The following is an 11,457-nucleotide window of genomic DNA, read 5'->3' as shown; positions in this document are numbered from 1 at the left end:
CTCGCCATGTCCGCCTCGCACCCTTCCGCCTATACCTATCGGCCGATGACCGCCGCCGATTTGCCTTCGGCCCATGCCTTGTCTGTTGAGTTGAAGTGGCCTCATCGCCTGGAAGACTGGGCGATGCTGCAGCGGGTCAGCGAAGGTTTCGTGGTGCTCGATGGCCAGCGTTTGATCGGCACCGCATTCGCCTGCCGGCAAGGCGACTTCGCCACCATCGGCCTGGTGATTGTCAGTGATGACTATCAGGGCCAGGGCATCGGCCGTCGATTGATGGAGCACGCACTGGAGGCCTGCCAGTCGCGCACGCCGATGCTCAATGCGACCCTCGCCGGTGCGCCGCTTTACGCCAGCCAGGGGTTTGTCGAATTCGGGCGGATTCAGCAGCATCAAGGCCAGGCCCAGGCGCCCGCGCTTGAACCACTGGCGGACGGTGAAGAATGCCGCCCGTTGCAGGCGACGGACCGGGTTCGGCAACTGGAGCTGGCCAACGCCGGCAGCGGGCTGGACCGGCAAGCGGTGCTCACGGATCTGTTCGCGGCGGTCGAGCATTCGGTGGGCATCGAGCGCGACGGTCAGTTGCGGGCCTTCGCCCTGCTGCGCCCGTTCGGTCGCGGTCGTTGCCTCGGCCCGGTCATTGCCGAAACCCTGGAACAGGCGAAACACCTGATCGCCGTGTTGCTGGCCCAGGTGCCGGACGCCTTCGTGCGGATCGACATTCCGGCCGACAGTGGTTTGAGCGAGTGGCTGGAGCTGGCCGGTCTCAAACAGGTCGACACCGTGGCGCAAATGGCACGGGGCACACCGCCGCAAGCGGTCAACGGCGTCCGCCAATTTGCCCTCGTCACCCAAGCCATCGGCTGACCCTGGCGCGCGATGAAGCGAGCGCCATCCAACACCTTCTACCCCCCATTTGCAGGGAGCGTCACCCGTATGTCTCAACCTACCGTTCTGCTGTTGGCGCGCGCCGACGGCAGCCGTGTTTCTACGTCTTTCAAGGCAGCGCCCTTGAGTTCCATCGATCCGTTCATGGACGGTCGTCAGATCGCCTACATCGGGTCCGACAGCATCTCGGCGGGCCTCGTTCACACGAGCCAAACCCTCAATATCGATGACTTCCCGCACACCGAAGTGATCGTGATCCATGCCGGGCACGTCGTACTGCAATCCGGGGAACAGGTTCTGGAACTGGGCATCGGTGCCAGCGCCGTGATCGGTCGCGGAACGGCGCTCAGGTTTCAGGCACAACCCAATACGTGCTGGGCCTTCTGCGCCGTCACCAGCCCCAGTGCCGAACAGAAACCGGGGCTGACAGCGCTCGACCCGCTGGCGATGCTGTCCCCTTCGGCGGCACCGGAACCGCAGATACTGATCGGGCCTACGCCCCAGTGCCGTTCGCGCAATGCCTTCGAAGATGACGCCACTGATCTGCGTGTCGGCGTCTGGGATTCGACGCCGTACACCCGCCATGGCCGAGCGCACAAACTCAACGAGCTGATGCACCTGCTCGAAGGCAGCGTGACTTTGCAGGCGCCGGATGGAACCAGCGTAACCGTCAACCCCGGCGACACCGTGTTCGTGCCGCAAGGCGCACCGTGCGCCTGGAGCAGTGCGCGGTATGTGCGCAAGGTGTATGCCGTCAAATAGCGCTGACCGATTTGAACTGTGGGAGCGGGCTTGCTCGCGAAAGCGGTGTGTCAGGCGACATCAATATTGACTGTACCGCTGTCTTCGCGAGCAAGCCCGCTCCCACAGGTATTGGTGCTGAACTCAGTAAATGTGTCTACGCGCCGCCCGATGGGAGGGGAAGAGCGGCTCAGAGGTATTTGAGAATCGCAATGTCGCGACGGCGCTGTTTGAGATTGGCGAACCAGCGCGTCGGGAAGAACAGCAGCACCCCGAGAATCACGCTCCACAGCCAGACCATGGGCAGGTTGTCGAAGCCGTAATAGGTTCCCTGATTGGCGCCCCAGATGGCGACGGCCACCAGGTACATGGCCTTCAGCACATACAGGTGCAGCAAATAGAAGAACATCGGCGCACCGCCGTAGACCGCCAGGGTCGCGGTGGACCAGCGATCCTGAGCCTTCTCGAACAACGCCAAAAGAATCAGCCCCAGGCCGAGGGTCGGCATCAGGAACATCAGTGACGGCGGGTACTTCTTCGCGCTCATGAAACTCATGAAAGTGCGCAGCGAATCACCGGTCTGCACCCAGGGTTTCTCGCCGTAAACGTTCAGATAGCGGATGAACACAAACGCCGCCAGCAGGCCGAATCCGACTTTGAGCAAGCGGGAAATCCGCTCGGCCGGTTCCATGTCCTTGCCGAACCATGGCCCGATGGCCCAGCCCAGCAGAATCACGCCGATCCACGGCAACACCGGATACGTGGTGCGAGCCCGGGTGAACTCGGTGATGTCGATGAATACCCGCTGATGCAGGATCGACCACGGCACGAAGACCGGCGACTCCGGCCCCACGGTCACGCCATCGAGCAGGTTGTGCCCGGCGACAATGGCCACCCCGAGTACGATCAGCCAGCCGCGCTTGAAGTGCAGCAACCCAGCGAGCACGATCATGCAGATGCCGATGCACCAGATCACTTGCAGCCACAGCGTCTTGGGCGGGAACTCGGCGTTCCAGGCAAAGCACACGAACGTCAGTTCCAGAAACACCAGGAACAGCCCGCGCTTGAGCAGGAACACCGAGGTTTCATTGGCCGTGTGTTTCTGGCTGTAGAGCCAGGCCGACAACCCGGTGAGGAAGATGAACACCGGGGCGCACAGGGTGCTCAGCAGGCGGGTGAAGAACAGGTCCGGGGTCACGCTCAGCGCATCGATCGGGTCGCTGACCTGGCGGTGCAGCAGAAAGGTTTCCCGCACATGGTCGATCAGCATCAGCAGCATGACGAAGCCGCGCAGGGCATCGATGGCGAGCATCCGGGTGTTGGTTTTGGCAACGCTGGTGGCAAGCGCAGGGGAAACACTTCCCGCCTGCCCTGCCACGCTTGTGGATAGGGTCATATCAGTCACTCATGTCTTGGTCTGTGGACTACCGCTGGCTCAGCCCTGTTTCTTCAGCCTGGCAACTTCCGATGCCGGCAGCCGCGACGGCGCCCGCGGCAAGGGTACCTGACCTTCCTTTCGATACGAAGTGCATGAGGAACCTGTGGGAGCGGGCTTGCTCGCGAAGAGGACGGCACATTCAATATCGATGTCGCCTGACACACCGCTTTCGCGAGCAAGCCCGCTCCCACAGGGAATTGCGGCATCAGCCCGTCGCGTGCCTCTTTCGAAGGCGCGGCAGGCTGCAAGGGAACGGGGGGAACGCGGAGTCAGTTTCAGTGACGGAGTAATTTGCGCAGCGGCACGCCATCCTTGAGCACGGGTGACTTGATGACGATGTAGCTGAAGTATTTGGAGATGCCGATGTTCTTGTCCAACAGGCTTTCGATCACTTCCTGATAATGCTGGATGCTGCGGGTCATGAAGCGCACCAGGTAATCGTAGCCGCCGCTGATCAGGTGGCATTCGAGCACTTCATCGACCAGACGGATATTGGACTCGAACTTGGCGAAGTCTTCGCGCTTGTGGTCGCTCAAGGTGATCTCGGTGAACACCGTGACCGAGTCGGTGATCTTGGCCAGGTTCAAGTGAGCCTTGTAGCTGGAAATATACCCGGCCGACTCCAGCCGCTTGACCCGTTGCAGGCAGGGGCTGGCCGACAGGCCCACGGCATCGGCCAGGCTGACGTTGGTCATGCGCCCGTCCTTTTGCAGCTCGACCAAAATGCTGATGTCGATCCGGTCCAGTTTGACTAAACCTTCCATTGCGTACCTCTTGACTGCCGTTTGTAGGACAATCTTCTAGCAAAATCAGCGCCGTAAAGACAGCTGATGCTGAGCCACCAGATCCGCCATGCTGTTGATGCAGTAGTCCGCCGCACACGGCGTCGGGTGTCTGCCCCGGCCGCGACAGATCAGGCAGACCGCACCCGGCCCCGGTTGCCGGGCACCAGGCCGGGTCACCTGAAGGATGCTATGGGCATCGAGTTCATTGGCCGCCAGCCAATCGTGATCCCGCAGTGGGTCGCTGGCCAGGGAAATAAAATCGTCGGGCATGATCCCCAGGCGTTCGCACAGCAGGCCGCGATCCTCGGCGTCACGGTCGCCATGCACCAGCAGGCGATAGAACTTGCGCAAATACAGCATGGCGCCGGGTGCATCCTCGAACAACGACCAGCCGACGACGGACCGGGCGAAGCTCATGCCCTCCTCCCAGCTGGCTTTCAACTCCCAGCGCTCGGCTAGTTGACGGTGTGCGAAACACAGCAAACCACTGAAGCCCAACTCGCCGAAACGCGGGTACAGCGCCCGCACCACCTCGCTGAATTCGGCCAGCACCTGAGCCTTGTCCGGGTGACCGCCACGGCTGTCGAGCAGCGGCTGCAACGCCGCCCAGACTCCGGAATCACGATCCACCAGCACCTCATCGCAATCGATCAGCAACGCTCGATAATCAGTCAGCCCCATGGTGTGTAAAGCCTCCGATGATGCATTCCATCAATCCATGCTCCATAAATGCTCACGGGCGATGCCGTGTGGCAGCGCCCGTGAGCTGGCGTGAGCTCAGTTCAAGACTCGTGCCAGTGCCGCGTCGAGAATCTGCAACGCTTCATCGACCTGTGCTTCGGTGGTCACCAGCGGTGCGAGGAAGCGCAGCACGTTGCGTTGCACGCCGCATTTGATCACCAGCAAGCCACCGGCCCGGGCCTCGTCGATCAGCCGTTGGTTGAGGTCGGCATCCGGGGTACGCGCCTCGTCATCCTTGATCAGCTCGATCGCCAGCATGAAGCCGCTGCCGCGCACGTCGCCGATCCGTGGGTAACGGGCCTGCAAGCGCAACAAGCCCTGACGCAGGCGTTCGCCCAAGGCATCGCCACGGGCCAGCAACTGCTCTTGTTCGTAGGCCTCGATCACCGCCAGCGCCGCCGCGCACGACAGCGCGTTACCGCCGTAAGTACCGCCGAGGCCGCCGGGCAATGGCGCGTCCATGATCTCGGCTTTGCCGACCACACCGGACAGCGGCAAACCGCCAGCCAGACTCTTGGCCACGGTGACCAGGTCCGGCTGAATGCCGGCATGCTGAAAACCGAACCATTTGCCGGTGCGACCGAAACCGGTCTGGATTTCATCGAGGATCAGCACGATGCCGTGTTTTTCCGTCAGGGCGCGCAGGGCCTGAAGAAACTCCGCCGGTGCCGCGAGGAAACCGCCATCGCCCTGCACCGGTTCGATGATGATTGCCGCGACCCGCTCGGGCGCCACTTGGGTGGCCAGCAATTCGTCCAGCGCCTTGAGCGCCATGTCGCTGGTGACGCCGCGATAGGCATTCGGATACGGGGTGTGGAACACCTCCGGCGCGAACGGCCCGAAGTTCTGTTTATACGGCTGGCTCATGCCGGTCAGCGTGGTGCCGAGCAAGGTCCGGCCATGGAACCCGCCACGAAAGGCGATCACCGCTGAGCGGTTGGTGTGGGCGCGGGCGATCTTCACCGCGTTTTCCACCGCTTCGGCGCCGGAGGTGAAGAACGCCGCTTTATACGCCTCCTGCCCGCCGATCATTTCGCACAGGCGCTGGGCCAGGTCGAGATAGGGCTTGTAAGCCACCACCTGGAAGCAGGCGTGGGAGACTTTCTGCAACTGCGCCTGCACCGCCGCGACCACCTTCGGGTGATTGTGGCCGATATTCAACACGCCAATGCCGCCGACAAAGTCCAGGTAGCGCTTGCCATCCACGTCCCACAATTCTGAACCCTGGGCCCGATCGATCACCAACGGATGCGCGGTAACCAGGCCTCGTGGCACGAATTGATCGCGCTGACGGAGCAAATGAGGGGTTTCGTCGACTTTGCTGTTCATGGCATTTCCCATCGTGAGTCCGGCAACCGGGAAGTGGTTGCGATGGTGTTCAGGTTAAGGCTTGCGCGAAACGAACTACGCCGAACTTGCCCCCTGAGAAATTCGGATCGACTGTTTTCACCCCGCCAAACGGCAGATTCCTTCAGCCCGCCGAATCTGCCGGTGCAGGGCTGATACAGCGTTACTCAACCCGTTGAACCCGCTGCTTTCGACAGATCCTGCGCCAGCGTTGCGCGATGATGGGCAGCCCCTTCACCTTTCAGGAAATGCCCATGGCCCTGCTGTATAAAGCTGACCCTGTGCGCGGCCAACAGTGGCAAGCGCTGTTTGCCGAGCACGCCCCGGATATCGAATGGCGCGCCTGGCCGGACATCGGCGACCCGAAGGACATTCAATACCTGGCCGCGTGGCAGGCACCTGACGATCTCGAAGCGCTGCTGCCGAATCTGCAAGTGCTGTTTGCCCTGTCCGCCGGCGTCGATCAACTCGACCTCGCACGCCTGCCGGCGAGCTTGCCGGTGGTGCGTCTGCTGGATCCGGGCATCACCCGTGGCATGTGCGAATACGCGACTTTTGCCGTACTCAGCCTGCACCGCGACATGCTGCGCTACCGCCAGCAACAAATGGCCCGCTGCTGGCAGGCGCATTTGCTGCAACCGGCGGCCAGGCGTCGGGTCGGGGTGATGGGGCTCGGCGCTCAGGCGCAACAGATTCTGGCGACCTTGCAACCGCTGGGCTTTGCCTTGTCCGGCTGGGCGCGCAGTGCCCATCACATTGCGGGGGTCGATTGCTATGCCGGTAACCAACAGCTGCCGGCGTTCCTCGGCCAGTGCGACATTCTGTTGTGCGTGTTGCCATTGACCGAACAGACCCAGGGCATTCTTGATCGCAGTCTGTTTGCGCAACTGCCCCAAGGCGCGGCGCTGATCAACATGGGCCGTGGCGCACATTTGATAGAAAAGGATCTGTTGGAGGCCCTGGGCAGCGGGCACTTGAGCGGCGCAGTCCTTGATGTACTGCAACAGGAACCGGCACCGGCGGATCATCCGTTCTGGCACCACCCGCAGATTCTGCTGACGCCGCACATCGCCGCGATGACTCAGCCGGAAAGCGCGTTCGGGGTGTTGCTGGAGAACATCCGCCGGCATCAACGGGGTGAGCCGATGCTCGGCGAGATCGATCGCGTGCAGGGTTATTGAACGCCCATGCCGTAACGGGCGCTCGATGTTTAGTGGGTGCCCGGAATGCTGTTATCGCAGGAAATGTATTGCCCACCGCGCCGGATCAGCTGTTCCTGCATCCGCTGGCAGCGCTCCTGTTCCTGCTGCATCGAACGGTCAATGCTGATGTTGCCGGTCTTCTCCGGTTGTTTGCCATCGCCCAGGCGCAACGTCACCCAGGGCTGTTCCGGCTGGAGCTGGAAGCGGCTTTTTTCTTCGATGGGCTTGGCGGTTTCGGTTGCTGCCGGTTCCGGCAGTTGATCGGAGGTGACCCCGTAACGGGTCAGAATCGAGCTCTGAGGCAGTTCTGCGGCGGCGGTTGCCGATAACAAGGCCAACGCCAGACCGAAGCTGTACCTCTTGCTGTTACTCACGTTGCAAAATCTCCTGTACTCAATGGCGGCATGCAGCACCGGCGTCATAGGGATAACGCGTGGATGGGCTGATGCTTTAGGGCCAGTTCCTGTTGAGGCAGGTATTGGAGTCCGGGAATGAACGGTGAGTCACGTAGGCAGGCAGGTTTACCGCGTTATCGTTCTTCGCGAGCAGGCCCGCTCCCACATTCGATCTTCAGTGAACACCCAATATGGGTACACCCGCGATCAAAATGTGGGAGCGGGCTTGCTCGCGAAGAGGCCCTTACCGGCGCCGCATCACCCTCAGGCGATCACAATCGCGCTACCGGACAAACTGTCCAGCCCGACACCCACCAAAGTCACCGAATCACTGCCAAACGTCAGCAGCGTATCCTGCCCCACCGCCGTGGCATGGGCGCGGAAGTCGTCGTTTGGCGCAACGCCCTGCACCCCGAGGAATACCAGTTTGTCGTTGGCCTGATAGCCCACCACCCGGTCCTGGCCGAACGCGCCGCTGAACAGGAAGGTATCGACCCCACCACCCGACTCTATCAGGTCATTGCCCGCCCCGCCGACAAACACGTCATTGCCGCTGCTGCCGATCAAGTGGTCGTTGCCGTCCAGGCCAAACAACCAGTCGCCCGTTGCGTGTGCCGTGAGGGCGTCGGCGCCGCTGGTGCCCTTCACGCTTGAGGCATACTGGGTCAGGTTGCTGCCGACGGTGAGGCCATTGGCGGTGACGCTGTGGGTCACGTCGTCCTTGAACACCCCCCAGAGAAACCCCGGCTCCTTGGTGACGATGCTGCCGATGTCGCGGGTGATGCTGATGCCGCCATTGGCGTCGCGCACGTACAGGTTGCCGGCGCCGTCATTGGCGAAGACGAAGTTCTTCACCGACTGTTGCAGGTCCAGCACGTTGCTGCCCTTGCCGCCCAACAGGATGTTGTAGCCACCACTGTCGCGGAAGGTGTCGTTACCGTCGCGGCCTTCGATGTAGTCGTTGCCCTTGCCGCCCTGGATCAGGTCATTGCCGTCGCTGCCGATGATGAAGGTGCTGCCTTTGTGGGTTTCGGCGTTGCGGTTCAAGTCCTGGACCCAAGTGTTGGCTCGCGCCGGGTCCGAGAGGTTGGCGACGATGATCGTCGAGTCCTTGCTGGTCAGGTCGTAGAACTTGGACTCCAGCACCCGGGTCATGCCGTCGCCGTATCCGGTGGGCAAGTGCGAGATCCAGGTGGGAATGTTGAGAATCGAATACGGCAGCACATTCCACGCCGTTGAAGCGTAATGGTCGTTGAAGCTGACGATGTTATCGGTCGCCGAATCCTTGGGAGCGTCATGCACGCCTACCGTGGCCAGGTTGGCCGACGAGCCATCGAGGGCGCGGAACACCGGGTCGTTTTCATAACCGATGTTCAGCACTTTATCGCTGCTGCTTTGGGTCGGCGAGGCGTAGGCGATGTAGTTGGAATCCTGATAGAACCCGGACCATTTTTCGCTACTCAAGTCCGCCAGGCTGTTGACCGCCAACCCGCCGAGGCTGTGACCGCTGACCAATACATCGCTGCCTGACAGCCCGTTGGCCCGGGCAAACGCCGCGACTTTGCCGAGCAAATTGCCGAAGGCTTCGCCCGCATAGTTTTTCGCGTAATCCTTGGGGCCGATCGCCGCCAGCAAATCGTTGATCACATCACCGATGGAATCGCCGATCTGGATTTCCCGTGGGCCGCTGGTGCCGCGAAAAGCGATGCCGATTTCCGTGAGGTGGCCCTGGGCGTCGTACTTGCCGAGGATCTCCACTTGGGCGCTGGTGTAGCCGGCCTTCTCGCCGAAGAAGGTTCCGCGGGCATCGGTCTTGCCGTCATAGCCCAGTTGCGCGGCGGTGATTGGTGTCCAGCCGGCCTTTTGCACGGCTTCGAGTGCGGCCTTTTCCGAATCGGGGTTCCAGGGAATGCCGGGGATCACGCCCTGGGAGTCGGTGCCGCCGATCAGCGCGGTCACCAGGGTGGCCGGCAAGCCCAGGCCGAAGCCGTTTTGCTGGTAACCGGTGGCGAAACCGTTGTCGAGGTTGTGATAGGAATACAGCGTGATCGCCATGGCATCGCTGAACAACGCCTTGGAGTCTGCTGCGCCGAAGTTCTTGTAGTCATACACACCCATGGTATTGCCTCTCTTTGTTGGATTTATCAGAGACAGCTACAGCCGGGACGCCCCGCTATGGGGCGCCCCAGTGTCTTTAGTGCAATGCTTTCATTCGGTTTTTTCAGGCAAATACAAATCCCGAAGCCGACAGGTTATCCAGTCCCACCCCCACCAGCGTCACGGCGTAATCGCCAATCTTCAGCACCGTGTCGTTGCCGGCCTGGGTCGCGTGCTGGGTGTAGTCATAGCCCTGCCCCGCGCCCTGGACGCCCATGAACACCAGTTTGTCGCTGCCCTGGTAGCCATTGATCGCGTCGAAACCGAAGGCGCCGCTGAACAGAAAGGTGTTGCCGCCACCCGAGGCATGCATCACGTCATTGCCCGCGCCACCGACGAAGGTCACGTGGCTTTTATCGCTGCGCAGCAGGTCGTCGCCGGCATTGCCGAACAGCCAGTCACCGTCGACGCTGGCCACCAGCGTGTTGCCGTAGGCGTCGCCGTTGAGCGAGTGGTTGTAGTGGGTCAGTTCCGTGCCATTGAGCAAGCCATTGGCGGTGACGTTGTAGGTCACCTCCTTGCTGCCCCACCACGAGCCCGATTCCTTGCTCACCAGCGCGCCGATGTCGCGGGTCATGCTGATGCCGCCGTAGGCGTCGCGCACATACAGGGTGCCGTCGCCGTCATTGGCAAAGCTGAAGTTCTGCAACGGCTTCTGCACCTCGAAGGTGTTGCTGCCCTTGCCGCCCAGCAGCAGGTTATAGCCGCCGTCATCGCGGAACCGGTCGTTACCGTCTCGACCTTCGATGAAGTCATTGCCGGCGCCGCCCTTGAGCCAGTCATTGCTGTCGGTACCGATGATGAACGTGCTACCGGTGTGGGGCTCGCCGCTGCGGCCCAGGTCCTCGACCCAGGTGCTGCCTCGGGACGACTCCGACAGGTTGGACACGATAAGCGTCGAGTCCTTGTCGGTGAGGTCGTAGAAGCGCGAGTCGATCACCCGGTTCAAGCCGTCGGCATAGCCCAACGAGCCATGGGCCGACCAGTTCAGCGGGTTGAGGATGCTGAACGGCACCAGGTTCTGCGCGGTGGACGCGTACTGGTCATTGAAGTTGACGATGTTGTTGGTCGCCGAATCCTGATGACCGTCGTGCTTGCCCAGCGAGCCACTGCTGAAGGTGGTGCCGTCGAGCACGCGGAACACCGGGTCGTTCTCGTAACCGATGTTCAGCACGTTATTGCCGGTGGCGCTTTGGGTCGGTGAGGCGAAGGCAATGTAGTTGGCGTCCTTGAAGAATCCGCCCCAGTTATTGCCGCTCAGTTCCGCCAGGCTGTTGACCCCCAACCCGCCGAGGCTATGCCCGCTGACCAGCACGTCCTTGGCGCTCAGGCCGTGGGCGATGGCAAACGCGGCGACGTTTTTGAGCAAGGTGTCGAAGGCGTTTTTCGCGTAGTTGCTCGCGTAGTCCACCGGGCCGACTGCGGCCAGCAGGTTGTTTTTCATGTCGCCAAAGGTGTCGCTGTAGCCCAGGCCGCCGGTGCCACGGAAGGCGATACCGAGACCGATCAGCTTCCCTGCCCCGTCGTATTTGCCGAGGATTTCGGCTTCGGCGCTGGTGAAGCCATCCTTCTCGCCATAGAAAGTGCCTTGAGGCCCGACCTTGCCCTGATAGCCCAAGGCTGTGGCGCCAATCGGCGCCCAACCTGTCGCTGGCAGTGGTTGGCCGGTGGGCGTGTATGCGTAGAGCGTCAACGCGATCGCGTCGGAGTACAACGCCTTGCCGGCCTCACTGCCGGCATTTTTGTAATCAAACAGTCCCATGTTG

Annotated in this window: 10 protein-coding genes; 3 read left to right on the top strand and 7 right to left on the bottom strand. The window is 61.8% G+C overall.

Annotated features, from left to right (window positions below; all coding sequences use genetic code 11):
• The first annotated feature begins 6 nt into the window (after nucleotides 1-6).
• Both PSH64_RS13350 and PSH64_RS13345 read left to right on the top strand, forming a co-directional pair.
• Complete coding sequence (locus tag PSH64_RS13350; protein WP_305480922.1) at nucleotides 7-864, top strand: GNAT family N-acetyltransferase; 858 nt, start codon at nucleotides 7-9, stop codon at nucleotides 862-864.
• A gap of 69 nt (nucleotides 865-933) precedes the next feature.
• Nucleotides 934-1,647, top strand: a complete 714-nt coding sequence (locus PSH64_RS13345; RefSeq protein WP_305480921.1) for a cupin domain-containing protein — start codon at nucleotides 934-936, stop codon at nucleotides 1,645-1,647.
• Between the two features lie 169 nt (nucleotides 1,648-1,816).
• On the opposite strand, the gene PSH64_RS13340 is transcribed toward PSH64_RS13345, so the two are convergent.
• The 4 genes from PSH64_RS13340 to gabT all read right to left on the bottom strand — a co-directional run bounded on the left by PSH64_RS13340 (nucleotide 1,817) and on the right by gabT (nucleotide 5,919).
• A complete protein-coding gene (locus PSH64_RS13340) occupies nucleotides 1,817-3,022 on the bottom strand; it encodes a DUF1624 domain-containing protein (protein WP_305480919.1) in 1,206 nt (401 codons plus the stop codon).
• Nucleotides 3,023-3,339: 317 nt separating this feature from the next.
• Nucleotides 3,340-3,828: an Lrp/AsnC family transcriptional regulator gene (locus PSH64_RS13335; protein WP_008055821.1), complete on the bottom strand. Its 489-nt coding sequence runs from the start codon at nucleotides 3,826-3,828 to the stop codon at nucleotides 3,340-3,342.
• A gap of 45 nt (nucleotides 3,829-3,873) precedes the next feature.
• A complete protein-coding gene (locus PSH64_RS13330) occupies nucleotides 3,874-4,530 on the bottom strand; it encodes a 2-haloalkanoic acid dehalogenase (protein ID WP_305480918.1) in 657 nt (218 codons plus the stop codon).
• Nucleotides 4,531-4,626: 96 nt separating this feature from the next.
• Nucleotides 4,627-5,919 (bottom strand): 4-aminobutyrate--2-oxoglutarate transaminase, encoded by a 1,293-nt coding sequence (gene gabT, locus PSH64_RS13325; protein WP_305480917.1) that lies wholly within the window; start codon nucleotides 5,917-5,919, stop codon nucleotides 4,627-4,629.
• Between the two features lie 272 nt (nucleotides 5,920-6,191).
• On the opposite strand from gabT, the gene PSH64_RS13320 reads away from it, so the two are divergent.
• Nucleotides 6,192-7,118 (top strand): glyoxylate/hydroxypyruvate reductase A, encoded by a 927-nt coding sequence (locus tag PSH64_RS13320; protein ID WP_305480915.1) that lies wholly within the window; start codon nucleotides 6,192-6,194, stop codon nucleotides 7,116-7,118.
• A 29-nt stretch (nucleotides 7,119-7,147) separates the two neighbouring features.
• Here the strand turns inward: PSH64_RS13320 and PSH64_RS13315 are convergent, their stop codons facing one another.
• The 3 genes from PSH64_RS13315 to PSH64_RS13305 all read right to left on the bottom strand — a co-directional run bounded on the left by PSH64_RS13315 (nucleotide 7,148) and on the right by PSH64_RS13305 (nucleotide 11,453).
• Entirely contained in the window at nucleotides 7,148-7,513 is a 366-nt protein-coding gene (locus PSH64_RS13315; RefSeq protein WP_305480914.1) for a hypothetical protein, read from the bottom strand.
• Between the two features lie 285 nt (nucleotides 7,514-7,798).
• On the bottom strand, nucleotides 7,799-9,652 hold the full coding sequence (locus PSH64_RS13310; protein ID WP_305480913.1) for a polyurethanase: 1,854 nt from the start codon (nucleotides 9,650-9,652) through the stop codon (nucleotides 7,799-7,801).
• Nucleotides 9,653-9,755: 103 nt separating this feature from the next.
• Nucleotides 9,756-11,453 carry a polyurethanase gene (locus PSH64_RS13305; RefSeq protein WP_305480912.1) on the bottom strand — a complete coding sequence of 566 codons (1,698 nt, stop codon included), beginning with the start codon at nucleotides 11,451-11,453 and terminating at the stop codon, nucleotides 9,756-9,758.
• Nucleotides 11,454-11,457 lie beyond the last annotated feature (4 nt).

The sequence above is a fragment of the Pseudomonas sp. FP1742 genome, assembly GCF_030687145.1.
GTDB lineage: Bacteria > Pseudomonadota > Gammaproteobacteria > Pseudomonadales > Pseudomonadaceae > Aquipseudomonas > Aquipseudomonas frederiksbergensis_D.
Note: the sequence above shows the minus strand (reverse complement) of the source record. Positions and strands in the feature narration are given on the sequence as shown.

Bases quoted from the DNA above. Each gene is read 5' to 3' on its own strand.
- PSH64_RS13340 (WP_305480919.1), bottom strand. From the start codon at position 3,022: ATGACCCTATCCACAAGCGTGGCAGGGCAGGCGGGAAGTGTTTCCCCT.
- PSH64_RS13330 (WP_305480918.1), bottom strand. From the start codon at position 4,530: ATGGGGCTGACTGATTATCGAGCGTTGCTGATCGATTGCGATGAGGTG.
- PSH64_RS13320 (WP_305480915.1), top strand. From the start codon at position 6,192: ATGGCCCTGCTGTATAAAGCTGACCCTGTGCGCGGCCAACAGTGGCAA.
- PSH64_RS13345 (WP_305480921.1), top strand. From the start codon at position 934: ATGTCTCAACCTACCGTTCTGCTGTTGGCGCGCGCCGACGGCAGCCGT.
- PSH64_RS13310 (WP_305480913.1), bottom strand. From the start codon at position 9,652: ATGGGTGTGTATGACTACAAGAACTTCGGCGCAGCAGACTCCAAGGCG.
- PSH64_RS13350 (WP_305480922.1), top strand. From the start codon at position 7: ATGTCCGCCTCGCACCCTTCCGCCTATACCTATCGGCCGATGACCGCC.
- gabT (WP_305480917.1), bottom strand. From the start codon at position 5,919: ATGAACAGCAAAGTCGACGAAACCCCTCATTTGCTCCGTCAGCGCGAT.
- PSH64_RS13305 (WP_305480912.1), bottom strand. From the start codon at position 11,453: ATGGGACTGTTTGATTACAAAAATGCCGGCAGTGAGGCCGGCAAGGCG.
- PSH64_RS13335 (WP_008055821.1), bottom strand. From the start codon at position 3,828: ATGGAAGGTTTAGTCAAACTGGACCGGATCGACATCAGCATTTTGGTC.